A 22915-nucleotide genomic window follows, 5' to 3' on the forward strand; every position below is an offset into this window, starting at 1 on the left:
CTCGTTGCGCATCTACAGGGCGAAGCGGGCCACCAGCTTGTTCAGACCCACCGCCAGGGACGACAGTTCGCTGCTGGCCAGGGAGGTCTGGCTGGCGGCGGACGAGCTCTGCAACGCCAGGTCGCGGATGCTCATCAGGTTCTGGTCCACCGAGCGGGCCACCTGGGCCTGTTGTTCCGAGGCGGTTGCGATCATCAGGTTGCGTTCGTTGATGTCGCTGATGGCTTCGGTGATATGGCCGATGGCGCTGCCGGCCTCATGGGCGATGGCCAGGGTCTGGTTGGCGTCCTCGCTGCTCTGCTGCATGGACAGCATGGCCTTGCTCGAGCCGTTCTGGATGCCCTGGATCATCTGCTCGATTTCCTGGGTCGACAGCTGGGTCCGGTGGGCCAGCGCCCGCACCTCGTCGGCCACCACGGCAAACCCACGGCCCTGCTCACCGGCCCGCGCCGCCTCGATCGCGGCGTTCAGGGCCAGCAGGTTGGTCTGCTCGGCGATGGCGCGGATCACGTCCAGGACTTTGGTGATGTCCTGGGCCTGCTGGGCCAGGCCGGCCATTTCCACCCGGGTGTTCTCCACGGTGCCGGTGAGCTTCTCGATGGCATGGATGGTCTGCTCGACCCGTTCCTTGCCCAGGCCCGCCGAATGCTCCGAGGCCTGGGTGGACTGCGAGGCGGATACCGCGTTGCGCGCCACTTCCTCCACCGCCGCGGTCATCTGGTTGACCGCCGTGGCGGCCTGGTCGGTCTCCATGCTCTGTTGCTGGATGCCGGCGTTGGATTCGCGGGTGATGGCGCTCATTTCCTCGGCGGCCGAGGCCAGCTGGGTCGAGGAATCGCTGATATGGCGGATGGTCGACTTGAGGCTGTCGAGCATGGCCTGGGTCGCCGCTTGCAGGTCGGTCAACTCGTCGCGCCCGCTGACTTCCACCTGAGTACGCAGGTCGCCTTCGGCGATCTTGCGGGTGCTGGCCAGCAGCGACAGCACCGGGTGGGTGATGCTGCGGGTGAACAGGGTGGCGATCAGGATGGTCAGGACGATAGCCAGGATGATGATCACCCAGGTCACGGTCAGGCCGCCGCTGAATTGCTCGCCGGCGACGACCGCGGATTGCTCGGCCCCGCTCTCGTTGATGCGAATCAGCTCCTCGATGGACGCTTGCAGGGTGTTGGCCAGAGGCACCGTGATCTGGTTGATGTAGTCGGCGGTCTGCTGGGCGGTATTGGCCTGGGTGGAGTCGATCATCACCGCCAGTTTGTCGAGATAGTCCCGGGCGCCACGCTTGACCTGCTCGTAGGCGGCCTTTTCCTCGGGGCCGGACACCAGCGGCTCATAGTCCTTGATGGCCTCGGCCAGGGTGGTCTTCAAGGTGCCCAGCTTGTTCAGTGAAGCGGGTTTCTGGCTGTCTCCTTCAGTGGCGTAGTGCAGGGCCTCCAGGCGTACGCGCAAGGTGCCGGATTCGATTTTCGCGGCTTGGCGGACGCTGGGCATCCAGTTGGTTTGCAAGTCCAGCGCGGCGTCGTGAATCTGTCCCATCTTCCACAGTGCCAGCCCCCCGAGGCCGATCAGTAGTACGCAGATGGCGCCGAAGCTCAGCAGCGCCCGGGAAGTCAGCTTCAAGTTTCTTGTCACCATAGAGGCACCTTGCAGGTTGGAGTGATACAGCCAGGTTTGTGTCGACTCCTTGTCGCCCTGATATCACTCTGACTCCTAAATGATGAAAAATCTGTAGAGATGTTAAAAAATATTTCTGTAAACGATTCTCCGTTTCACCCAGCGCGCCAATGCCCGGCAAACCGAGCGATGCGTTTAACCAGGCACACCGCGAATGCCGGCTCTGCGGCTCGTGTCGAGCCATGCGCAGCTTGCGGCAGCGGCTGTACGAAGCGCGGTACACGGCCCCTGGTTTGACTCCCATCAACGTGCCTTTTGCGCTTTTGCGCCATGCTGGGCGCCTGTCCAATGGAGAAGGAAAAGGCCCATGACTACGCCTGTGACAACGGCGCCCGCGGCCAAGGCCGCATTACCGATTGGATTGCTGGTCGCCGTGCTGGCCATGATCGGCGTGTTGTTCCTGCCGCTGCCCGCCGACCTGCCCGTGGCGGGGCACCGCATGCTGGCGATCCTGGCATTCGCCGTGGTGGTGTGGATCAGCGAAGCGGTGTCCTACGAGGCCAGCGCGATCATGATCACCGCCCTGATGGCGATCCTCATCGGCACCGCGCCAACCTTGAACGACCCCGGCCAACTGTATGGCAGCTCGGCGGCCATCAGCCTGGCCCTGACCGGGTTTTCCAACTCGGCCCTGGCCCTGGTGGCCGGCGCCTTGTTCATCGCTGCCGCCATGACCCACACCGGCCTGGACCGGCGCATCGCCCTGGTGACCCTGGCCCGGGTCGGCACCAGCACCCGGCGCATCCTCCTGGGCGCCATCGCCGTGACCATCCTCCTCAGCCTGCTGGTGCCCAGCGCCACCGCCCGCAGTGCCTGCGTGGTGCCGATCATGATGGGGGTGATCGCCGCGTTCGGCGTCGACAAGCGCTCGAACATCGCCGCCGGGCTGATGATCGTCGTCGCCCAGGGCACCAGTATCTGGAACGTCGGGATCCAGACCGCCGCCGCGCAGAACCTTCTGACCGTAGGATTCATGGACAAGATGCTCGGCCAGCGCGTGGCCTGGCTCGACTGGTTGATCGCCGGCGCGCCCTGGGCGCTGATCATGTCCCTGGTGCTGTTGTATCTGGTGCTCAAGATGCTGCCCCCGGAGAGCGACAGCATTCCCGGCGGCAAGGAAGCGGTGGCCAGGTCCCTGGCGGATATCGGCCCCATGACCGGACCGCAGAAGCGCCTGCTGGCGGTGTCGCTGCTGTTGCTGCTGGCCTGGTCCACCGAAGGCAAGCTGCACCCGTTCGACACCACGACCACCACCTACGCCGGGCTGGTGTTCCTGCTGCTGCCACGGATCGGCATCATGACCTGGAAGGATGTGCAGTCGCGCATTCCCTGGGGCACGGTGATCGTCTTCGGGGTCGGCATCAGCCTCGGTTCGGCGCTGCTCAGTACCCAGGCCGGGCAATGGCTGGGCACCCAGGTGGTGGCCCACACCGGGCTGGACCAGGTGGGCCCGCTGGCGGTCTTCGCCATCCTCGGCGCCTTCCTGATCCTGATCCACCTGGGGTTCGCCAGCGCCACGGCACTGACCTCGGCCTTGCTGCCGATCCTCATCGCGGTGCTGCAGACCCTGCCGGGTGAGTTCAGCCGGCTGGGCATGACCATGCTCCTGGGGTTCGTGGTCAGCTACGGCTTCATCCTGCCGATCAACGCCCCGCAGAACATGGTGTGCCTGGGCACCGAGACCTTCACCGCGCGCCAGTTCGCCAAGGTCGGGCTGGTGGTGACGCTGGTCGGCTACCTGCTGATGCTGGTGTTCGCCATGACCTGGTGGAAATGGCTGGGCTGGCTGTAGGCCCGGAGCGGGGCAGGGCTGGCGCTACAGCCAGCCGCTGAACACCCGGGTCACGCTACCGGCCAGGCGCACCTTGCCCTGGCCGTCCCAGCTCACGCTCACCGGTCCGCCGTCGCACAGCACCGTCACCTGGTTGTCCAGCAGGCCCCGGCGGATGCCGTTGACCACAGCACCGCAGGAGCAGGAACCGGACCCCAGGGGAATGCCGCCGTGGCGTTCCCAGATCCGTAGGCGAATGGTCTGGCGGTCGATGACCTGGATGAAATGCACGTTGGTCTGGTGCACGAACAGCGGATGGGTCTCGATCGAAGGTCCAAGGCTGGCGATGTCCAGCTGCTGCAGGTCGTCGACGAAAAAACTGCAATGCGGATTGCCCATGCTGCACGCCGCCGGTTCCCCCGGCAGCGGCAGGCGCAGGCTGTCCAGCTCCCGGGCCAGGGGAATGTCCTGCCAGGCGAGCCCGGGAATACCCATCTCCACCGACACGCTGTGGTCGGCCAGGCGCTGGCACTCTTGAATGCCGCGGGCGGTCTTCAGGCGCAGCGAGCTGGCGCCGCTTTCGCGCAGCAACAGCTCGGCGGCACCCCGGGTGGCACTGCCGCAGGCATCGAGGCTGGAACCATCGGCATTGAAGAAGGTCAGTTGCGCCGCGCTCTCGCGACAATCGCCCAGCACCACCAGTTGATTGAAACCTATGCCACGTTGCCGGTCGCCCAAGGCCCTGGCGCGTTCGGCGGTGATCGGCTGGCCGCGACCGCGGGCGTCGATCACCACGAAATCGTCGCCATTGGCATGCATCTTCACGAAATTAAGCGCCATTCATGCTCCACAGGGACAGGACAAGATATGCCACCAGGCCAGGATCGACCGGGTAGAGGCACGCGCCGCCACCTGTTGCAGGATTTCGAAAAAACTCCGGCGACGCCAGCGTCTTGCAATAAAATTCACCCAACGTACTCCAGGTGTGCCTGGGTCCGGGGGTTTATGGCAGGCTGGCGGTCACACGACCCGCGTCGACCTTCCCGGTACGGACTAGAACAACACTAAGGTCACTGCATGGATCACTACGCCCCGCGCAACTGGCAGCCCCATGAAAAGCCCAGCTTGCCCGGCTCGCCCTCGACACCGCTGCACCCCACCCACAAGCGCCTGGCCTATGCGCTGGTGGGCCTTCTGGTGGCCATCACCGGCGGCTTGGGCAACTCCCTGGTGATCGCCAACCTGCCTTACCTGCAGGGCGCCCTGGGTGCCACCAGCGCGGAAATGGCCTGGTTGCCGGCCGCCTATGTCATGACCAACGTGTCGATGAACCTGCTGCTGGTGAAGTTCCGCCAGCAGTTCGGCCTGCGGGCCTTCACCGAAGTGTTCCTGGTGCTCTATGCGCTGGTGACCTTCGGCCACCTGTTCGTCAACGACCTGAGTTCGGCCATCGCCGTGCGCGCGGCCCACGGCATGGTGGGCGCGGCCTTGAGCTCCCTGGGCCTGTACTACATGGTCCAGGCCTTTCCGGCCAAGTGGCGGCTCAAGGCCCTGGTGCTGGGGCTGGGCACCTCGCAGCTGGCCTTGCCCCTGGCGCGGCTGTTCTCCGAAGACTTGCTGCAGATCGCCGAGTGGCGTGGCCTGTACCTGTTCGAACTGGGCCTGGCGCTGACCTCCCTGGGCTGCGTGTTCATGCTCAAGCTGCCGCCCGGCGATCGCTTTCGCACCTTCGAGAAACTCGACTTCCTGACCTTTGCCGTGCTCGCCACCGGCGTGGCGCTGCTATGCGCAGTGCTGTCCCTGGGGCGCATCGACTGGTGGCTGGAGGCACCGTGGATCGGCTACGCCAGCGCCGCCTCGATCCTGCTGATCTTCGCTGGCCTGTGCATCGAACATAACCGTCGCAACCCGATGCTGATGACCCGCTGGCTGGGCAGCGGGGCGATGATCCGCCTGGCCCTGGCGGTGATCCTGATCCGCATGGTGCTGTCGGAGCAGTCCACTGGCGCGGTGGGTTTCCTCCAGGCGCTGAACATGAGCAGCGAGCAGATGCGCCTGCTTTACGGGGTGATGCTGCTGGGCAGCATCGCGGGGCTGGCCACCAGTGCCTTGACCATCAACCCGGCGCACCTGTTCATGCCCCTGGTCATTTCCCTGGCGCTGATGGCCGTCGGTTCGGTGATGGACAGTTTCTCCAGCAATCTCACGCGGCCGGCCAACATGTACATCAGCCAGTTCCTGCTGGCTTTCGGCGGCACCTTCTTCCTCGGCCCGACCATGGTCCTGGGCACCCGTAACGTGCTGACCAACCCACGCAACCTGGTGAGCTTCTCGGTGCTGTTCGGCATCTGCCAGAACCTCGGCGGGCTGATCGGCTCGGCCTTGCTGGGGACCTTCCAGATCGTGCGCGAGAAGTACCATTCCAGTCATATCGTCGAGCAGCTGACCTTGCTCGATCCCCAGGTCCTGGCCCGGGTGCAGAGCGGCGCGGCGGCCTATGGCAAGGTCATCGCCGACCCTGACCTGCGCACCCTGCAAGGTATGCGCAGCCTGGCTTCGGCGGCCACCCGCGAAGCCAACGTGATGGCCTACAACGATGTATTCATGCTGATCGCGGTGATCGCCGTGCTGACCATGATCTGGATCTTCATCCGCAGCCTGTGGCTGATGAGCACCACCAAGCCCGTCGCGCCCCAGACCCCCGTCCAACCCAGTGGTGCCCCTTCTTCATGAGCGAAACCGTCAATCCCACCACCAATGCCATCGCCTCGAGCCCCGAGCCCAATGGCCCGCCGACCATTCCCGCCACCGAGCCACGGCCGTTGGCGGTGCGGATCATCTCGTCCCTGGGGTTTGCCGCGATCGCCATCGTCGGCGTGCTGATCGTGCTCTATGCCTGGCAGCTGCCGCCTTTTTCCAGCGCCATCGAAAGCACCGAGAACGCCCTGGTGCGTGGCCAGGTGACGATCATCGGGCCGCAGCTCAGCGGTTATGTGTTCGAAGTGCCGGTGCAGGACTTCCAGCACGTCAAGACCGGCGACCTGCTGGTGCGCCTGGACGACCGCATCTACCAGCAGCGCCTGGACCAGTCCCTGGCCCAGCTGGCGGTGCAGAAGGCCTCCCTGGCCAATAACCTGCAACAACGCAACAGCGCCGAAGCCACCATCAAGCTGCGCCAGGCGGCCCTGGCCGACAGCCAGGCCCAGGCGCGCAAGAGCGCCGCGGACCTGTCGCGCAACGAGGCGCTGATCGCCGATGGTTCGGTGTCCCGGCGTGAGCTGGACGTGACCCGCGCCGCCAATGCCCAGACCGTGGCGGCGGTGGCCCAGGCCCAGGCCCAGCTGGAAATCGCCCGCCAGGACCTGCAGACCGTGATCGTCAATCGCGGTTCCCTGGAGGCGGCGGTGGCCAATGCCGAAGCGGCGGTGCAACTGGCGCGGATCGACCTATCCAACACCCGGATCCTCGCCCCGCGCGATGGCCAACTGGGGCAGATCGGCGTGCGCCTGGGGGCCTTCGTCAACTCAGGGGCGCAGTTGATGGCCCTGGTGCCGGACCAGCTGTGGGTGATCGCCAACATGAAGGAAACCCAGATGGACAACGTCCGGCTGGGGCAGCCGGTGAGCTTCACCGTGGATGCGCTGAACCACCGCAAGTTCACCGGCAAGGTGCAGCTGATCTCGCCGGCCACCGGCTCGGAATTCGCCTTGCTGCAGGCGGACAACGCCACCGGCAACTTCGTCAAGATCGCCCAGCGGGTGCCAGTGCGGATCACCGTCGACCCCGACCAGCAGGAACTGGATCGCCTGCGCCCGGGCCTGTCGGTGGTGGTCAGCATCGACACCTCCGTCACCCCCTAGCGCTACCGCCCTGTAGCCGCTGTCGAGCCCGCGAGGCTGCGCACAAGGACGCAGCCCTCGCCAAACCGGCCAATGAGTATTTTCTGGATGAGCGCGGTGCTTGCTCTTGCGGGCGCTGCGTTCCGGTCGCCGCCGGCGCTGGGCAGCGGCTGGGGCTACAGCAGGGCGGCGCCGACCAGGCCGCAGACGATGCCCACCAGCATGGTCAACACGGCGACGGTGACCAGCACCCGGGCGTCGAAATCCTTGCGCAGCATCAGCAGCGACGGCAGGCTGATGCTCGGCAGGGTCATCAGCAGGGCCACGGCGGGGCCGGTACCCAGGCCCAGGGTCATCATGGTCTGGACGATGGGGATTTCCGCGGCGGTAGGGATCACGAACAGGGTGCCGGCAATCGCCAGGGGCACCAGCCACCACAGGCTATCGCCCATGGCCCCGTCGATATGCGGGAACAGCCAGACCCGTGCCGCGCCCAGCAGCAGGACCGCGGCGATGTAGATCGGGATGGTGCTCCAGAACAGTTGCCACAGGGTCTTGCCCCAGCGTGCCAGGAAGGGCTGAGAGTTCGGCGTACCGGCTTGCACCACGGCTTCCACCGCCGCTTCGGGCAGTTGCTCGGGGCGCGCCACGCGCTGGGCGACCAGCGATACCCCCAGCACCAGGACAATGCCAGCCACCAGGCGCAGGGCCGTGAAACCCCAGCCGAGGACGAAACCCATGAACACCAGGGTCGCGGGGTTGAGCACCGGGTTGGCGATCCAGAACGCCAGGGCCGCACCCACCGATACGTTCTGCCGGCGCAGGCCGGCGGCCACCGGGGCGGCGCAGCAAGAGCACATCATGCCGGGCAGGGCGAACAGGCCGCCGCGCAGGGTCGAGCCGAAGCCGGCGCGGCCGAACAACCGCAGCAGCCAGTCCCGGGGGATCAACACCTGCAGCAGGGAGCCGAGGATCACTGCCAGAACGGCGGCCTTCCAGATCGCCAGGAAGTACACCTGGGCATAGGCCAGGGCAGCGCTCCAGGGCGAGCTTTGCTGATCGTTGAGGATCGAGGCGCCGATGCTGTGGCTGTCGGCGGCGACGAAGGCCTTGAAGTAGTAGGGCGACCACTTCACGTAGTACAGGCCGATAGCGGCGACCAGCAGGAACAGCAGGGGTTTGCACCAGAACGACCAGCCACGGACAGGCTGGGTGGAGGCGAGGTTGGACATGAAGGGGATTTCCACACGAAGACAATAAGCGCGGATTGTAGCTGCTGGGGCTTCCCTAAGCTGCAAGTCTCAAGCTGCAAGCATCACCGCGTGCTTGTTGCTTGCAGCTTAGAGCGTTCGGATCGAGGCGCGGATCGCCCGGGCGCATTCGATCACTGAAGGCGCGAGCTTGCGTTCGGCTTCTTCCAGGGTCCAGCGGCTGCTGGGCACCACCACATGCACGGCGGCCACCGGTAGGCCCTGGCTACCGAGGATCGGCGCGGCGATGCTCATGTCGCCCAGAAACAACTCCTCCGCATTCAACGCATAGCCGCGCTGCTGGCTGGCATCGATTTCGCCCAGGATGTCCGTGAGCTCGGTGCGGGTATGCCGGGTATGGGCCTGGCGGTCGCTGGCCTCCAGGATCTGGCGGGCGTCGACTGTCGGCAGGGCGCTGAGGTAGGCGCGCCCGGAGCCGGTGCAGTACATCGGAATACGGCTGCCAATGGGCATATGGATCGGAATGAACTTGGGTGCCACAAAGCGCGCTACGTAGACCATGTCCAGGCCATCGGGCTCGGTCAGGTTGGTGGTTTCACCGGTGACCTGGGCCAGCTCGGCGAGAAAGGGGTTGGCCACGTCCACCAGCGTGTCGGCGGCCAGGTAGTTGTAGCCGATCTCCATCACCCGGGGAGTCAGTTGGAAGCGTTTGGTCTGCGGATGCTTACGCACATAGCCCAGCTGTTCCAGGGTATGCACCATGCGCTGGGCCGAACTCTTGTTGATATCGGCGGCAGCGGCGATTTCCGCCAGGTTCATGGTCCGTTGCGTGGCGTTGAAGGCTCGCAGCACCGCCAGGCCCTTTTCCAGTGACTGGTTGAACAGGGAATTGTTGTTATCGTTCATGGCAGGATCTTTTGGTAATTATGGTTTATGATTATCGATATTCGATATTTATAAATCTCTTTACGATTTTTGTAAATTGTTTATAGTCGCTCCCAGGTCTCCGCTCTCGCATCGAGACCATCCATCACGGACTTCCAACAATAAAATCGTCCAATGGGAGATTCGCCATGCAGATCCGTCTTCGTACTCTCGCGCCCTCGCTTTTCGCCCTGGCTTGCGCTTTCGGTGCACTCCAGTGCGGGCCACTCAAGGCCGAACCGCAATACAAGGTCGGCGCCACCGCCACCGGGATTCCCTTCACCTTCCTCGACGTCAAGAGCCAGAGCATCGAGGGCATGATGATCGATGCCGCCCGGGCCGTGGGCAAGGCCGGCGGTTTCGCCGTGGAGATCCAGCAGACCCCCTTCGCCGCGCTGATTCCCTCCCTGACCACCCACAAGATCGACATCATCTCCGCCGCCATGCTGCGTACCCCGGTGCGCGAGAAAGTGGTGCAGTACTCCGACCCCGTGTTCAGCTATGGCGAAGGCCTGATCGTCAAGGCTGACGATGCGACCGACTACACCCGCATGGAGGACCTGGCCGGAGCGACCGTCGGGGCCCAGGTCGGCACGGTATTCATCGACGAGTTGAACAAGCGCGGGATCTTCAAGGAAGTGCGTGGCTATGACTCGATTCCCGACTTGATGCGTGACCTGGCCCTGGGACGAATCAAGGCCGGCTTCGCCGACCGACCGATCCTCGCCTACCAGCTGGCCCAGGACAGCCAGGCCAAGGTGCGGCTGGTCAAGGGCTACCAGCCGGTGGTCATGGGCGATGTCTGCCTGATCGTGCGCAAGGGCGATGCGCAAACCCTGGCCGAGGTCAACCGCGGGATCGCGGCAATCAAGGCCGACGGCACCCTGGACCGCATCATCGAGCACTGGAAGCTCAACTGATCCAGTCGCGGCCCGGCGTCTGGTCCGGGTTCCTTCCTCGCTGATTAAACAGGTCTTGCCATGTTTCTCCAGAACGCTCTGGACTTCCTGCCCATTCTATTGAAAGGGGCGGTAGTCACCCTGCAGGTCACCGTTGGCTCATTCGTGCTCAGTTCGCTGATCGGCCTGGTCTTCGCCTTGATGATGGTGTCCAAGGTGCGCTCGGTGGCGTTGTTCGCCATCGGCCTGGTCAATGTCATTCGGGGGCTGCCGATCATCGTCCAGCTGTTCTACATCTATTTCGTGCTGCCGGATTTCGGTATCCAGCTCAGCGCCATGCAGGCTGGGGTGATCGGCCTGGGCATCGCCTATTCGGCGTACCAGGCGGAAAACTTTCGTGCCGGGATCCAGGCCATCCACCAGGGGCAGATCGAAGCGGCCGAGTCCATCGGCATGCGTGGGCCGATGATCATGCGCCGGGTGGTCCTGCCCCAGGCCTTGCGCATCGCCTTGCCTCCGTATGGCAACACCCTGGTGATGATGCTCAAGGACTCGTCGCTGGTGTCCACCATCACCGTGGCCGAGATGACCCGCGCCGGGCAACTGATCGCTTCCTCGACCTTCGAGAACATGACCGTCTACACCCTGGTCGCCTTGCTCTACCTGGCCTTGAGCCTGCCATTGTCCTTTGCCCTGCGCCGCCTGGAGGCGCGTATCAGCACCCGGAGAAAGCCATGATCCAGATCAAGGGCGTACACAAGAGCTTCGGCAACGTGGCGGTGCTCGAAGGCATCGACCTTGAGGTGCACAGCGGTGAAGTGGTGTGCCTGATCGGGCCTTCGGGGTCTGGCAAGTCGACCCTGCTGCGCTGCATCAATGGCCTGGAAAGCTACGAGCAGGGTGACATCCTGGTGAGCGGGGCGCGGGTCGATCGGCAAGCCAAGAGCATCCATGAACTGCGCACCCGGGTGGCCATGGTGTTCCAGCGCTTCAATCTGTTTCCCCACCGCACGGCGTTGCAGAACGTCACCGAGGGGCCGATCTACGTCAAGCAGCAGGACCCCACGCAAGCGCGCCTGCGGGCCGAGGCACTGCTGGAAAAGGTCGGCCTGGCCCATCGCATGCACGCCTATCCGGACGAACTCTCCGGCGGCCAGCAGCAACGGGTGGCGATTGCCCGGGCGCTGGCCATGGACCCCGAGGCGATCCTGTTCGACGAGCCGACCTCGGCCCTGGATCCGGAGCTGGTGGGGGAGGTACTGGCGGTGATGCGCAAGTTGGCCGACGAGGGCATGACCATGATCGTGGTCACCCATGAAATGGGCTTTGCCCAGGACGTGGCGGACCAGGTGTGCTTCCTCCACGGCGGGCGCATCGTCGAGGCCGGGCCGGCGAGGGCCGTGCTCAGCAGTCCCACTCATCCGCGTACCCAGGACTTCCTGCGACGCTTGCTCAACCAGGGCGGGGAGGTGCAGGCATGAGCATCTCTGAACCCTTGCGCTTGCCGCCTTCGCTGTGGGCGGCCACCGCCATGCCGGCCGAGCACACACCGGCGCTGGCCGAGGACCGTGAGGTCGATGTGGCGATTGTCGGGGCTGGCTACACCGGGCTGGTCACGGCGCTGCGCCTGGCCCAGGCCGGTGCCAGGGTCTGTGTGCTGGATGCCGGTGAGCCCGGCTGGGGGGCTTCCGGGCGCAACGGTGGGCAGGTGATTCCCGGGCTCAAGTTCGATCCCGAGCAACTGCTGGCCAAGTTCGGTCCGGTGCAGGGCGAGGCGCTGGTAAATGCCGTGGGTTCGGCGGCCGATGAAGTGTTCGAGCTGATCAACGAGTACGGCATTGGCTGCGATGCCACTCGCAAGGGCTGGATCCAGCCGGCGTGTTCCAGTGCCGCGATGCACACTCTGGAGCGACGCGCCGAGCAATGGCGCCAGCGCGGTGTGGCCGTGGAGTTATTGGACAAGGCCGCGGTGGGCCGACGCATCGGTAGTCAACAGTATGTGGGCGCCTGGGTCGACCCGCGGGCCGGCAGCTTGCATCCCTTGAACTATGCCCGGGGCCTGGCCCGGGTGGCCCTGGGGCTGGGAGTGAGCCTGCATGGCCAGAGCCGGGTCCGGCAACTGTACCGCGATGGCGGGCAATGGACCCTGGAGACTGGGCGCGGCATCCGGGTGCGCGCGCCGAAGGTCGTGCTGGCGACCAACGGCTACACCGATGGACTGTGGCCGGGACTGCGCCAGACGGTGATCGCCGCCAATAGCTTCATCATCGCTACCCGCCCGCTGCCTGCGCCGCTACGCCAAAGCATCCTGCCCGGTGGCGAGGTGTGCTCCGATGCCCGGCGGTTGCTGTTGTACTTCAAGCAGGATGCCCAGGGACGCTTGTTGCTGGGGGGGCGCGGGCCGTTTTCCGAACCGCGCCAGGATGCCGACTGGGGCCACTTGGAGCGCTCGCTACTGACCTTGTTTCCACAACTGGCGGGTATACCCATCGAGTACCGCTGGAGCGGGCGCGTGGCCCTGACGCCGAGTTTCCTGCCGCAATTGCATGAACCTGCGCCGGGATTGTCGATCCTGCTGGGTTACAACGGCCGTGGCATTGCCCTGTCGACGTTGTTGGGCAAGCACCTGGCCGGAAGATTGATTGGCACAGGGCAGGGTTTTCCATTTCCACTCACGCCGCTGCGGCCGATCCCGTTGCATGGTTTGCAACGCTTGTACCTGGGTGCGGGGATTGCCTGGTATCGGATGCTCGATGCCCTGGGCTGATCAGCTCGGGCACTCATGCGCGCCATTGTCCAGGCCCTGCTTGTAGCTCTGGCTGTGCAGGCTGGCCTTGCCGTCGCGCCAGGTCAGGGTCAGCACGTACAGCGAGTCGAAGTCATTGGAAGCCCAGTCTTCGGTGATCGAGTGTTTTTCGCCCACGGCTTCTTCAGCGACCTTGTTGATCAACTCCGGCAGGTAGCCGTGGGACCAGGCGGTGTAGATGATCGAGTTGTGGTAGCGATCATGCAGCAGCTCGTCCGCCAGGTCGCTGGTGTCGTTGGCGGCAAAATCGATGTTCACCGGCAGGCCCAGCTTGATGGCGCTGGGGCTGATGGTCATCAACGGGCGGATGTAGCTGTAGGAGTTGTCCAACTCGCCTTCCTCGACGTTGCGCGTCGGGTCGGCGGCGAACACGTACTGCGCCTTGCCGAACTTTTCCGGCAGCAGCGAGGCCAGGTCGATGGCCCGGTTCAGGCCCTGGCAGTTGAGTTGGCCAAGGCCGCCGGCGGGCTTTTCCGCGTGGCGCAAAAAGACCAGGGTCTGGGTGCCATCCGCTGGTTGCGCGCGGCTGACGCTGGATTCCAGGGACAGGCACAAGGTACTGCCCAGCAGCAGGGCGGGGAGCGGCAGGTAGCGGCGGTGCAGGGCGTAGCGGGCAAGGCGGCGGGGCAGGCTCATGGGCTTGTGTTTCTTCGCGGGCATTCATGACGGCTGACAAACCGATGTTCCTTGTCGTTGCTGCGGCCTGTCGGGGCCGTGGGTTCTGAGTCCCTGAATGGTATTTGGTTCGATCACTGGCAGGTTGAACGCTGCAGGTTGCCGATTTAAGAAAAGCCGGCGGATAATTCCCCGCGGTTGCCCACCTGTGGCGCTGTTCCCCTTTTGATTGAGACTGGAAGCCTGTCATGACCGATCTTTCCGCTTTTGCCGTCACCCAGAAATGGCCCGCGCAATTTCCCGACTGGATCCAGTTGTACTCCCTGCCGACCCCCAATGGGGTCAAGGTCTCGATCATGCTCGAAGAGATCGGCCTGCCTTACGAGGCCCATCGGGTCAGCTTCGATACCCAGGACCAGATGACGCCCGAGTTCCTCAGTGTCAGCCCCAACAACAAGATCCCGGCGATCCTCGATCCCCATGGCCCGGGCGAGCGACCGCTGGCGCTGTTCGAGTCCGGGGCGATCCTGATCTACCTGGCCGACAAGAGCGGGCAACTGCTGGCCCAGGAGTCGGCGGCCCGCTATGAAACCATCCAGTGGTTGATGTTCCAGATGGGCGGCATCGGGCCGATGTTCGGCCAGGTGGGCTTCTTCAACAAGTTCGCCGGCAAGGAGTACGAGGACAAGCGCCCCCTGGAGCGCTACGTGAACGAAGCCAAGCGCCTGCTGGGGGTGCTCGACAAGCACCTGCAAGGGCGTGACTGGATCATGGGCGAGCGCTACACCATCGCCGATATCGCCACCTTCCCGTGGATCCGCAACCTGCTCGGCTTCTACGAGGCCGGCGAGCTGGTGGGTATCGACAACTTCCCTGAGGTCAAGCGAGTGCTGGCGAAATTCGTGGCCCGCCCGGCGGTGATCCGCGGGTTGGAGATACCCAAGGTGGCCTGACCCGGCCGAACGGGACTTGGCGGCTGCAGCGGACAATGCCCCCGGGATTGACGGCAACCCTGTACCCGCTGCCAAGCGCAGCGCGGCTGCGTACGGGCGCGTAGCGGCCGCAAAATCGCCTGGCGCGGTATGTCAGTTATTGCACGCAGGCAGGCCTGGCGGCCCGTGCCGGGCCGTGCGCAGCTTCGCCAGCTCGACAGCGGCTACACGGCGGCTTTTACCACCGCCACCTCGATCCGCCATCCCAACACCCTTAGTGCCTGTTCCACCTTCTCGATCTTCGAGCGATGCAGCAGGTTCACCAGCCGGTCCACCTGCGGCCGGTTCACCCCCAGGCGCCTGGCCAGTTCCGCCTTGCTCACCCGCTGCCTGAGCATGGCATTCCATAGCGCCACCTTGGCCACGCTCAGCGCCGGCAAGCGCACCAGCTGTTGCCCCGCAGGGCAGGGCGAGGGCAGTGGAATCGCCATCCGCTGCATGACATACAACGACAGCGCCATCTCCAGGGCGATCACCGCATCGGCCATGGCTTGCTCCGGCGTATCGCCGACGCAGGCCATGCCGGGTACGTCGACACAGCTGATCCGTGGGTGGCCGTTTTCCAGGTTCATGATCACAGGGTATGCGTACATGGCTGCTCATCCTTCTGTAGGGCCGGACTTCATTCCTTAAAGAAGCAATTGCAAGGGCAGGCTGACCCCGCCAGATCGCACTATAAAAATGATGCCGAGGCCGGCACAACGAACCCTGTCGGGACAATGTTTGAACGATTGTGTCCAGGGCTCTAGGTCAAGGTTTCAGCGGCAGTGGCAGGCAAACAACAGCCTGAAAACCTCAGCTGTCGACAGGGGCGGGCATGGTCGCCGCCCCGGGTTGGGCGAGCGCCACGACGTAGGCGCTGAACATGTCCGCCAGGCCGTCGGCGCGCTCGGTCATGGCGTTCTTCGTGTGGGGCTTGCTGGAGAAATCCTTGCCCACCGAACTGAGCGTGGAAAGGATCAGCTCGCAGGCCGCGGCGCGGGTCGCTTCGCTGGCATCGGGCAGCAGCTGGAGCATGAAACCGGTGAAGATCTGCCGTCCCCCCGCACGGGCTGCGCCAGCCTCGGGGGCATCGCGATACAGCGGCGCGGCCTCGTTCAAGGCACTGCGCAGCGGCGCCTCCTCGCACTCCGAGCGGATGAAGGCATGCACCAGGCTGCGCAGGCGCGCCAGGGGCGCTTGTGCCTGGTCGTCGAGGATCCGGCTCAACATCTGCCGGGTTTGCAGCCACTCATCGCTTTGCAGGCGGAACAGGATCGCCGCCTTGTTGGGAAAGTACTGGTACAGCGAACCGATGCTCACCCCGGCCTTTTCCGCGACCCGCGCGGTGGTGAAGCGCTTGGCGCCCTGTTGGGTCAAAACCTGAATGGCGGCCTGCAGAATCGCTGCTACCAGCTCGGTGGAGCGCGACTGCTGTGGCTGTTTGCGTGAGGAAATACGAGGGCTCTGGCGCTTGCTCATGGACAGCTCGGATGTGCCTGGGAATGCGAATAGCGGATGGGCCGAATCGCTCCCATCATGGTCGTGACCCAACATCTTAGACCCATCCGATGGAAGACCAGCATGACGACCCTCACCTGCGAGCCCCTGGCGGGCTTGATCGAACGCCTCTACACCCTGGCCGATGCCGCCACCAGCCCGGCCCTCGACAACCTGCCCCGGGAAGAACGCGAACGGCTGATGCACAGCAAGACCGACTACCTCGAGTTCTACGGACTGCTCAAGGACCTGTGGCTGCCGGTCTCGCGGGATACCGGCAAGCTCTTGTACCTGCTGGTGCGCAATGCCAAGGCCAGGAGCATCGTCGAATTCGGCACCTCGTTCGGCCTGTCCACCCTGCACCTGGCGGCCGCTCTGCGCGACAACGGCGGCGGCGTGCTGATCGGCAGCGAGTTCGAAGCCTCGAAGGTCGCCATGGCCCGCGAGCACATGCTCGAGGCCGGCGTCGGCGACCTGGTGCAGATTCGCCAGGGCGACGCGCTGGTGACCTTGGCCGGCGACCTTCCTGAGAGCATCGACCTGCTCCTGCTCGATGGCGCCAAGGCGCTGTATGGGGAGGTCCTGGGGCTGGTGGAACCGCACCTGAAACCTGGCGCGCTGGTGGTGGCGGACAACACCGACTACTGCCCCGAGTACCTCGCGCACGTCCGGGCGCCGCAAAACGGCTACTTGTCGGTGCCGTTCGCCGATGATATCGAGCTGAGCATGCGCCTGGGCTGAGGCGCCGGGGGCGCTGATGATGGTTCAGCGCCCGGTTTTTCCTGCGCGGCATCGGCCAGGGGCTCGAGCGGCCCTTGATGTTGTGCTCCCCAAACGGTCGATGCGCTGGATCTCAGGCCCCGGCAAGGCCACGTTGGCCCTTTCGGTTTTGCCCGGGTAGGGCATGGGGGTCGAGATTCAGCCTGCCCCAGCCCATGCCCGCGAGATCGGGGGGGTGGCGGTTGGGCGAGGGCAGCGAGTACGCAGTCCTCGCTAAACCTGGCGACGCTTTTCACCTGACTCCACGCGGTTCTGTGTGCATATCCGTTGCTGCGGGTGTGGCCACTGGCGGTTCCGCTCTTACAGCGGGTCACTTTGGAAAAGCCGGAATGCCGGCCCAGCCCAAAGTAACCAAAGGGCTTCTGCCCCCTCACTCGGTGCCTCGCCCAGGCTCGGCATGCCAGAACGAAGGCATTGATCCGGGGGCGGCTAACCCGGCGTCCTGCCGGGTTGCCCACGGCTCAATACCTGCGTTCGGCCATCGTGTCTAAAGGGGCGGGTGGATCAAGATCAAAAGCCAAAGCCAAAGCCAAAGCCAAGGCCGGTGGAGCGGCTCCTGTCGTGCCTTGCCCCCACGCCTCAGACCATAAAAATTCACGCCAGCAAAATGGTTTTGTGACGAGGCTGGATCTATCGTGATGACAACGTGCAATTGCCTGTAGCCATCACCGTTTTGCCCAACCTTGCATCGGTGCCATGTCCCATTCCCTGGCGTCGATAACGTACAACCGCGAACCATCGAGCTTTCTATAAGAGAGATAACCAATGAACGTCAGGACAATGAATCTCGCGCCCAGGTCTGCCGTGTTTTTCTCACTCATTATCCTGGTGGTCTTTGCCCTGGGAGTGGTCGCGGTGTTGCAGATGGGCAAGCTGCGCGAGTCCGAGCAGGATGTGGAAAACAACTGGATGGCCAGCATCCGGGAAGTCGGCAAGATGAAGGCCGGCACCCTGCGCCTGCGCCTGGAAAGCTTGCGCATCACCGTGACCACCGACGAGCAGCAGCGCCAGACCCGGATCGCCGCGTTGGGCGGTTATCGCAGTACCTTGCAGGGCACCCTGACCCAGTACGTGCCGCTGATCAGCGGCTCGGCGGAGCGTGAGTTGTACCAGGCGGTAGCTGGGGACGTGCAGGCCTACTTCAAGTTGCTGGACGAGCTGGAGCCGCTGCTGCGCAGTGGCGATAACGCAGCGGCCATCACCCTGATCAATACCCGCATCAGCCCCATGACCAATTCCTTGCAGGACAAGATGGACAAGCTCTCGGACTTCAACGACGAGGGAGCCAAGGGCGCCGGGGTGCATGCGACCTCGGTCTACAGCGGCGGCGTGAGCCTGGTGGTCGGCCTGCTGGTGGTCACCGTGCTGCTGACCGTCGCCCTGGCCGCGGTGCTGACCCGCAGTATCACCGCGCCGATTGGCGATGCCCTGGCGGTGGCCGAGCGCATCGCCGGCAGCGACCTGTCCCGGGACATCGGCGTAAGCGGCGGCGACGAAGCCGGTCGGCTGTTGGCCGCACTGGCGAAGATGCAGGCCAACCTGCGGGAGACCATCGCCCATATCGCCGACTCCTCGACCCAACTGGCTTCGGCCTCGGAGGAAATGACCGCGGTGACCGAAGACGCCAGCCGTGGGCTGGTACGGCAGAACGACGAGGTCAGCCTGGCCGCCACCGCCGTGACGCAGATGAGCGCTGCGGTGGATGAAGTGGCGCGCAACGCCGAGGCCGCCGCGCAGTCTTCCCGCGAGTCGCTGGAGTTCACCCGCTCCGGCATCGAGAACGTGGCCCAGACCCTCAAAGCCATCGAAGGCCTGGCCGGCAACGTCGCCAGCACTGGCGAGCAGGTCAAGGCCTTGTCCAGCAGGGCCCAGGACATCAGCAAGGTGGTGGAGGTGATTCGCGCCATCGCCGAGCAGACCAACCTGCTGGCCCTCAACGCCGCCATCGAGGCGGCGCGGGCCGGTGAGCAGGGCCGTGGCTTTGCGGTGGTGGCCGACGAGGTGCGGGCGCTGGCCCACCGGACCCAGCAGTCGACCCAGGAGATCGAGCAGATGATCAGCGCGATCCAGGCCGACTCGACCCAGGCGGTGAGCGCCATGAACGTCAGCGCGGAAATGGCCAACAACTCGATCTCGGTGGCGCAGAACGCCGACCAGTCGCTCAAGCAGATCGCCCAGGCCATCACCCAGATCAACGAGCGCAACCTGTTGATCGCCACTGCCTCGGAGGAGCAGGCGCAGGTGGCCCGCGAGGCCGACCAGAACTTGACCAGCATCCGTGAGCTGTCGGTCCAGAGTTCGGCGGGGGCCAGTCAGACGGCCAGTGCCTGTGGGGAGATGGCTAATCTGGCGACGGAGTTGAATCGGTTGGTGGCGCGGTTCAAGGTCTAAGCGTGGTGCTGCCTATGGGGAGCCGCCCCATTAGCCTGTAGCCGCTGTCGAGTGCAGCGAGGCTGCGTACGGGGACGTAGTCCTTGCTAAACCTGGCGATGCTTTTTGCCTGACTCTACGCGGTTCTGTGTGCATATCCGTTGCAGCGGGTGCGGCCACTATCGGTTCCGCTCTTACAGCGGGTCACTTTGGAAAAGCCCCAAAGTAACCAAAGGGCTTCTGCCCCCTCACTCGGTGCCTCGCATAGCTCGGCATGCCCTCTCTCCGGTATTGATCCGTGGGCCGCCGCCCCCGGCCATCCATGGCGGGGGGCGGCTAACCCGGCGTCCTGCCGGGTTGCCCACGGCTCAATACCTGCGTTCGGCCATCGTGTTTAAAGGGGCGGGTGGATCAAGATCAAAAGCCAAAGCCAGATCAAACGCCAAAGCAACGCCAAGCGCGTTTTACGCGCTTGTTGAATGGGGTGGCGCTCAGCTCTCCAGCGCTGTGTGCCACTGAATCACCTCCAGCACCGCGCATCCCTCTCGGGTGAGCAGATGCACCTTTTGGGTGACCCGCCGGCGTAGTTCTTGCCGTTGCACAGTCGATGGCGATCCCGCCCTTAGAGCTTCATCCCCACCGCCAGCCGGTTGAAGGCATTCATCAGAGACACGGCCAGCGTCAGGTCGGAAATCTCGACGTCGCTCAGGTGTGCTTTCAGTGGTTCGTACAGTTCGTCCGGCGCGCCTTTGTCGTGGACGTAGGTGAGGGTTTCGGCCCAGGCCAGGGCGGCGCGTTCGCGGTCGTTGAACAGTTCGCTGACGCGCCAGCCGGCGAGGCAGTCCAGTTTGTCTTGTGTCACTCCACTCTCGCGCAGGGTCTGCGAATGCTTGCCCAGGCAGAACGAGCAGCCGTTGATCTGCGATACGCGCAAGTACACCAGTTCCAGCAAGGGCAAGCCGAGCGGGCTGGCGGCGAGCGCGGTGTTGGTGGCGAGCAGGCCTTGATAGGCGGCAGGCGACAGGGTGGCAAAGGGCAGTCTGAGTTGGCTCATGGTGAAACTCCGGTAGGGAAAAAGTGATCAAGCATCCACAAGGGGGGTGAACAGGGGCTTGGAAAACAGTGCCGTGCGGGCTTCTTCGATGGTCTGCCGCACGGCGTCGTCCCCGAACACCAAGCCCTGGAGGTAGGTGAACTGCAGGTCGAACAGGCCGAGGGTGTTGAGCACGTGGCGCAGGTAGGGCGTCAGGAAGTCCGGTTGGCGTGCCCGTTCGCCTTGGTGAAAGCCGCCGGAGCTCACTAGCACATGCACCGGGCGGTCCTTGAGCAGGCCGACCTTGCCCTCCGGGAGGGCGCTGAAGGTGCGGTGAATGCGCAGGACATAATCGACCCAGAGCTTGAGCGCGGCCGGCAGGGTGAAGTTGTGCATCGGCGTGGCAATGACCAGGGCATCGCTGCGCTCCAACTCACGAATCAACCGTTCGGACACCTCGAACAGCGGCGCGTCGAAGGGCGTGGCGGTGGTCAGGGCGTGGGCGTAGTCCGGGCCCAGCGGTGGCAGCGGTTGCGCCGCCAGGTCGCGTTCGAAAAGTTCGAGGTGCGGATGCCGTTGGCCCAGGGCGCCCGTCAATTCCAGGGCCAGCTGGTGCCCGTGGGAACCCTGGCCGTGGGGGCTGGCGTTGATCAGCAGCAGGTTGTTCATGCCGGCTCCTCATCGCGCAGGCGTTGGGTGAAGTGCATGCCACGGGCCAGCAAGCCCTGGCGAAAATAGAAGCGCTGGGCCAGGGGCATGTGCAGGCCGGTATCCAGCACAAAGTGCTCGCATTGACGTTGCACGGCCTCATCCCGCACGGCGCTCAACAGCCGGGCGCCCACGCCGCTGCGCTGGAGCTGGGGGCACACCACCAGGTCATCGACGTAGATGAAGTGCCCGTAGAGCAGGTTTTCCATTTCGCGGTAACCCGCCAGGCCGACGATGCGCTCAGCGTCCCACGCGGCGAGCAAGCGGTAGCCCTGCGCGGCTTGCCGAGCCAGTTGCGCGGTATAGGCCGCGGGGCTGGTGAGGTGTGGGCGCAGGACGCGCATCAAGTCGAAACTGGCGGCAAAGGCTTCTTCGCTGTCGAGGTGTTGAAGGGTATAGGGCATGTTCGTCATCCGCTGAAAAGAGATGACCCACCTTAGAAGGACGATGGCTTAAGCTGTAGAGCCAAAAAGTGCATAAATGACTAGGCCATGATGCTCGCATTCGAACTGGATCGCAGCCAGACGGCGCCGATCTATCGCCAGCTTTATCAACGGTTTCGCGAGTCCATCGCCGATGGCCGCCTGCGTCCGGGAGACCGGGTGCCGGCGGTGCGCGCCCTGGCGGCGGAACTGAACCTGGCGCGTGGCACTGTGGAGGCGGCTTACCAACTGCTGATGGGCGAGGGCTACCTGACGGCTCGCGGAGCCGCCGGGACCATTGTCACGCCGCAGTTGGCACCGGTTGCCGCGCCCATGCCGCACACCCCGGTGGTGGCCACGGACTACCAGGCCACCCACGCCGGCATGCCGCCGCTGGCGCTGCAAATGGGCCTGCCGGCGCTGGATGCCTTTCCGCGCAAGCTCTGGACCCGCCTCGCGGGCCGGCAACTGCGCCAGGCGGGCACCGAAGGCTTCGTCTATCCGGACTCGCGAGGCTATGCGCCGTTGCGGGCGGCCATTGCGTCCTACCTGGGGATTTCCCGGGGCATCAGCTGCCAGCCGGAGCAGATTTTCGTCTGCGCCGGCTACCGCGCCTGCCTCGACCTGATCAGCCACACGCTGATGCGCAAAGGGGCCACCTGCTGGCTGGAGGAGCCCGGCTACTTCATGGCCAGGAGCGCGCTGCTGGCGGCCGGCGCCCAGCTGGTGCCAGTGCCCGTGGACGATCAGGGCCTGGACGTCGCCCAAGGCATCGCCCGCGCGCCAGAGGCCGATTTTGCCGTGGTCACCCCGACCCACCAGAGCCCGCTGGGGGTGTCGCTGTCTCTGCCGCGGCGCCTGGCCCTGCTGGACTGGGCCAAGCGCCAGGGCAGCTGGATCATCGAGGACGACTACGACAGCGAGTACCGCTACCAGGGCAAGCCCTTGCCGGCCCTCAAGAGCCTCGACCAGCAGGGCCGCGTGCTCTACACCGGCACCTTCAGCAAAGTGTTGTTTCCAGGGTTGCGCCTGGCCTACCTGGTGGTGCCCGCCGAACAGGCCCAGGCGTTCGCCCGGCAGGCGGATCGTTTGCACAATCACTGCCCGCAGCTGTTGCAGGCGACGGTGGCGGCCTTTCTCAACGAGGGGCACTTTGCCCGGCACTTGAAGAAGATGCGTGGCCTGTATGCGCGTCGGCGGCAATGGCTGGTTGAGGCGTTGCACCAGCAGTTGGCGGGGCGGTTGCAGATAGACCCGCAGGCCGGGGGCATGCATGTGGTGGCCGGCTTGGCGGAGGGGGACGACGTGCAGATTGCCCAGCGGACCTGGGCGCAGGGCATTGCTGTGGAGCCGCTGTCGCAGTGGTACCTGAGGGAGGGGGTTAGGCAGGGG

Annotated in this window: 21 protein-coding genes and 1 pseudogene; 12 read left to right on the forward strand and 10 right to left on the reverse strand. The window is 64.7% G+C overall.

Going from position 1 to position 22915, the window contains the following annotated elements; genetic code table 11:
- Positions 1-12 precede the first annotated feature (12 nt).
- Positions 13-1635 (reverse strand): methyl-accepting chemotaxis protein, encoded by a 1623-nt coding sequence (locus AC3WK8_RS08600; protein WP_103323827.1) that lies wholly within the window; start codon positions 1633-1635, stop codon positions 13-15.
- Positions 1636-1981: 346 nt separating this feature from the next.
- On the opposite strand from AC3WK8_RS08600, the gene AC3WK8_RS08605 reads away from it, so the two are divergent.
- A complete protein-coding gene (locus tag AC3WK8_RS08605) occupies positions 1982-3466 on the forward strand; it encodes a DASS family sodium-coupled anion symporter (RefSeq protein ID WP_085596484.1) in 1485 nt (494 codons plus the stop codon).
- A 24-nt stretch (positions 3467-3490) separates the two neighbouring features.
- On the opposite strand, the gene dapF is transcribed toward AC3WK8_RS08605, so the two are convergent.
- Positions 3491-4285, reverse strand: coding sequence for a diaminopimelate epimerase (dapF, locus tag AC3WK8_RS08610; protein WP_085596483.1), 795 nt, complete (start codon positions 4283-4285; stop codon positions 3491-3493).
- Between the two features lie 237 nt (positions 4286-4522).
- On the opposite strand from dapF, the gene AC3WK8_RS08615 reads away from it, so the two are divergent.
- Together AC3WK8_RS08615 and AC3WK8_RS08620 are read left to right on the forward strand one after the other, a co-directional pair.
- Positions 4523-6178 carry an MFS transporter gene (locus AC3WK8_RS08615; RefSeq protein WP_103323826.1) on the forward strand — a complete coding sequence of 552 codons (1656 nt, stop codon included), beginning with the start codon at positions 4523-4525 and terminating at the stop codon, positions 6176-6178.
- Positions 6175-7305 (forward strand): HlyD family secretion protein, encoded by a 1131-nt coding sequence (locus AC3WK8_RS08620; protein WP_103323825.1) that lies wholly within the window; start codon positions 6175-6177, stop codon positions 7303-7305. Before AC3WK8_RS08615 ends, AC3WK8_RS08620 begins: the two co-directional genes overlap by 4 nt.
- Positions 7306-7460: 155 nt before the next feature.
- Here the strand turns inward: AC3WK8_RS08620 and AC3WK8_RS08625 are convergent, their stop codons facing one another.
- Both AC3WK8_RS08625 and AC3WK8_RS08630 read right to left on the reverse strand, forming a co-directional pair.
- Positions 7461-8516 (reverse strand): permease, encoded by a 1056-nt coding sequence (locus AC3WK8_RS08625; protein ID WP_103323824.1) that lies wholly within the window; start codon positions 8514-8516, stop codon positions 7461-7463.
- A gap of 108 nt (positions 8517-8624) precedes the next feature.
- Positions 8625-9401, reverse strand: a complete 777-nt coding sequence (locus tag AC3WK8_RS08630) for an IclR family transcriptional regulator (protein WP_085596480.1) — start codon at positions 9399-9401, stop codon at positions 8625-8627.
- Between the two features lie 167 nt (positions 9402-9568).
- On the opposite strand from AC3WK8_RS08630, the gene AC3WK8_RS08635 reads away from it, so the two are divergent.
- Genes AC3WK8_RS08635 through AC3WK8_RS08650 form a run of 4 tightly spaced genes read left to right on the forward strand, consistent with a single transcriptional unit; the run spans position 9569 to position 13085 of the window.
- Positions 9569-10339, forward strand: a complete 771-nt coding sequence (locus tag AC3WK8_RS08635) for an ABC transporter substrate-binding protein (protein ID WP_103323823.1) — start codon at positions 9569-9571, stop codon at positions 10337-10339.
- A gap of 60 nt (positions 10340-10399) precedes the next feature.
- The gene (locus AC3WK8_RS08640) at positions 10400-11056 is read left to right on the forward strand and encodes an amino acid ABC transporter permease (RefSeq protein ID WP_085596478.1); all 657 of its coding nucleotides are present in this window, start codon (positions 10400-10402) and stop codon (positions 11054-11056) included.
- Positions 11053-11799 carry an amino acid ABC transporter ATP-binding protein gene (locus AC3WK8_RS08645; RefSeq protein WP_022643894.1) on the forward strand — a complete coding sequence of 249 codons (747 nt, stop codon included), beginning with the start codon at positions 11053-11055 and terminating at the stop codon, positions 11797-11799. The genes AC3WK8_RS08640 and AC3WK8_RS08645 overlap by 4 nt, the downstream gene beginning before the upstream one ends.
- A complete protein-coding gene (locus AC3WK8_RS08650) occupies positions 11796-13085 on the forward strand; it encodes an NAD(P)/FAD-dependent oxidoreductase (protein WP_103323822.1) in 1290 nt (429 codons plus the stop codon). Before AC3WK8_RS08645 ends, AC3WK8_RS08650 begins: the two co-directional genes overlap by 4 nt.
- Here the strand turns inward: AC3WK8_RS08650 and AC3WK8_RS08655 are convergent, their stop codons facing one another.
- Positions 13086-13760, reverse strand: a complete 675-nt coding sequence (locus tag AC3WK8_RS08655) for a histidine phosphatase family protein (protein ID WP_085596475.1) — start codon at positions 13758-13760, stop codon at positions 13086-13088.
- A gap of 227 nt (positions 13761-13987) precedes the next feature.
- Here AC3WK8_RS08655 and AC3WK8_RS08660 point away from each other — a divergent pair, with 227 nt between their 5' ends.
- Entirely contained in the window at positions 13988-14692 is a 705-nt protein-coding gene (locus AC3WK8_RS08660; protein ID WP_085596474.1) for a glutathione binding-like protein, read from the forward strand.
- 203 nt (positions 14693-14895) lie between these two features.
- Here AC3WK8_RS08660 and AC3WK8_RS08665 read toward each other — a convergent pair whose 3' ends face one another.
- Both AC3WK8_RS08665 and AC3WK8_RS08670 read right to left on the reverse strand, forming a co-directional pair.
- On the reverse strand, positions 14896-15324 hold the full coding sequence (locus AC3WK8_RS08665) for a type II toxin-antitoxin system HicB family antitoxin (protein ID WP_085596473.1): 429 nt from the start codon (positions 15322-15324) through the stop codon (positions 14896-14898).
- A gap of 202 nt (positions 15325-15526) precedes the next feature.
- Complete coding sequence (locus AC3WK8_RS08670; protein ID WP_103323821.1) at positions 15527-16192, reverse strand: TetR/AcrR family transcriptional regulator; 666 nt, start codon at positions 16190-16192, stop codon at positions 15527-15529.
- Between the two features lie 102 nt (positions 16193-16294).
- Between AC3WK8_RS08670 and AC3WK8_RS08675 the strand changes: the two genes are divergently transcribed.
- From AC3WK8_RS08675 to AC3WK8_RS08685, 3 genes and pseudogenes are all read left to right on the forward strand, one after another.
- A complete protein-coding gene (locus tag AC3WK8_RS08675) occupies positions 16295-16951 on the forward strand; it encodes an O-methyltransferase (protein ID WP_103323820.1) in 657 nt (218 codons plus the stop codon).
- Positions 16952-17770: 819 nt separating this feature from the next.
- Positions 17771-18526, forward strand: a pseudogene (locus tag AC3WK8_RS08680) (MCP four helix bundle domain-containing protein); the annotation flags it as partial.
- A gap of 66 nt (positions 18527-18592) precedes the next feature.
- A complete protein-coding gene (locus AC3WK8_RS08685) occupies positions 18593-19381 on the forward strand; it encodes a methyl-accepting chemotaxis protein (RefSeq protein WP_404696360.1) in 789 nt (262 codons plus the stop codon).
- 601 nt (positions 19382-19982) lie between these two features.
- Here the strand turns inward: AC3WK8_RS08685 and AC3WK8_RS08690 are convergent.
- The 3 genes from AC3WK8_RS08690 to AC3WK8_RS08700 are packed head-to-tail and all read right to left on the reverse strand — an operon-like array spanning position 19983 to position 21505.
- Complete coding sequence (locus AC3WK8_RS08690) at positions 19983-20414, reverse strand: carboxymuconolactone decarboxylase family protein (protein WP_103327182.1); 432 nt, start codon at positions 20412-20414, stop codon at positions 19983-19985.
- 27 nt (positions 20415-20441) lie between these two features.
- The gene (locus AC3WK8_RS08695) at positions 20442-21062 is read right to left on the reverse strand and encodes an FMN-dependent NADH-azoreductase (RefSeq protein ID WP_103327181.1); all 621 of its coding nucleotides are present in this window, start codon (positions 21060-21062) and stop codon (positions 20442-20444) included.
- Complete coding sequence (locus tag AC3WK8_RS08700; protein WP_103327179.1) at positions 21059-21505, reverse strand: GNAT family N-acetyltransferase; 447 nt, start codon at positions 21503-21505, stop codon at positions 21059-21061. The genes AC3WK8_RS08695 and AC3WK8_RS08700 overlap by 4 nt, the downstream gene beginning before the upstream one ends.
- 87 nt (positions 21506-21592) lie before the next feature.
- Here AC3WK8_RS08700 and pdxR point away from each other — a divergent pair.
- The coding region (pdxR, locus tag AC3WK8_RS08705) for a MocR-like pyridoxine biosynthesis transcription factor PdxR (protein ID WP_103327177.1) at positions 21593-22915 on the forward strand (1323 nt) is incomplete at its 3' end.

The organism is Pseudomonas sp. FW507-12TSA (assembly GCF_058781435.1).

Bases quoted from the DNA above. Each gene is read 5' to 3' on its own strand.
- AC3WK8_RS08600 (WP_103323827.1), bottom strand. From the start codon at position 1,635: ATGGTGACAAGAAACTTGAAGCTGACTTCCCGGGCGCTGCTGAGCTTC.
- AC3WK8_RS08605 (WP_085596484.1), top strand. From the start codon at position 1,982: ATGACTACGCCTGTGACAACGGCGCCCGCGGCCAAGGCCGCATTACCG.
- dapF (WP_085596483.1), bottom strand. From the start codon at position 4,285: ATGGCGCTTAATTTCGTGAAGATGCATGCCAATGGCGACGATTTCGTG.
- AC3WK8_RS08615 (WP_103323826.1), top strand. From the start codon at position 4,523: ATGGATCACTACGCCCCGCGCAACTGGCAGCCCCATGAAAAGCCCAGC.
- AC3WK8_RS08620 (WP_103323825.1), top strand. From the start codon at position 6,175: ATGAGCGAAACCGTCAATCCCACCACCAATGCCATCGCCTCGAGCCCC.
- AC3WK8_RS08625 (WP_103323824.1), bottom strand. From the start codon at position 8,516: ATGTCCAACCTCGCCTCCACCCAGCCTGTCCGTGGCTGGTCGTTCTGG.
- AC3WK8_RS08630 (WP_085596480.1), bottom strand. From the start codon at position 9,401: ATGAACGATAACAACAATTCCCTGTTCAACCAGTCACTGGAAAAGGGC.
- AC3WK8_RS08635 (WP_103323823.1), top strand. From the start codon at position 9,569: ATGCAGATCCGTCTTCGTACTCTCGCGCCCTCGCTTTTCGCCCTGGCT.
- AC3WK8_RS08640 (WP_085596478.1), top strand. From the start codon at position 10,400: ATGTTTCTCCAGAACGCTCTGGACTTCCTGCCCATTCTATTGAAAGGG.
- AC3WK8_RS08645 (WP_022643894.1), top strand. From the start codon at position 11,053: ATGATCCAGATCAAGGGCGTACACAAGAGCTTCGGCAACGTGGCGGTG.
- AC3WK8_RS08650 (WP_103323822.1), top strand. From the start codon at position 11,796: ATGAGCATCTCTGAACCCTTGCGCTTGCCGCCTTCGCTGTGGGCGGCC.
- AC3WK8_RS08655 (WP_085596475.1), bottom strand. From the start codon at position 13,760: ATGAGCCTGCCCCGCCGCCTTGCCCGCTACGCCCTGCACCGCCGCTAC.
- AC3WK8_RS08660 (WP_085596474.1), top strand. From the start codon at position 13,988: ATGACCGATCTTTCCGCTTTTGCCGTCACCCAGAAATGGCCCGCGCAA.
- AC3WK8_RS08665 (WP_085596473.1), bottom strand. From the start codon at position 15,324: ATGTACGCATACCCTGTGATCATGAACCTGGAAAACGGCCACCCACGG.
- AC3WK8_RS08670 (WP_103323821.1), bottom strand. From the start codon at position 16,192: ATGAGCAAGCGCCAGAGCCCTCGTATTTCCTCACGCAAACAGCCACAG.
- AC3WK8_RS08675 (WP_103323820.1), top strand. From the start codon at position 16,295: ATGACGACCCTCACCTGCGAGCCCCTGGCGGGCTTGATCGAACGCCTC.
- AC3WK8_RS08685 (WP_404696360.1), top strand. From the start codon at position 18,593: ATGACCGCGGTGACCGAAGACGCCAGCCGTGGGCTGGTACGGCAGAAC.
- AC3WK8_RS08690 (WP_103327182.1), bottom strand. From the start codon at position 20,414: ATGAGCCAACTCAGACTGCCCTTTGCCACCCTGTCGCCTGCCGCCTAT.
- AC3WK8_RS08695 (WP_103327181.1), bottom strand. From the start codon at position 21,062: ATGAACAACCTGCTGCTGATCAACGCCAGCCCCCACGGCCAGGGTTCC.
- AC3WK8_RS08700 (WP_103327179.1), bottom strand. From the start codon at position 21,505: ATGCCCTATACCCTTCAACACCTCGACAGCGAAGAAGCCTTTGCCGCC.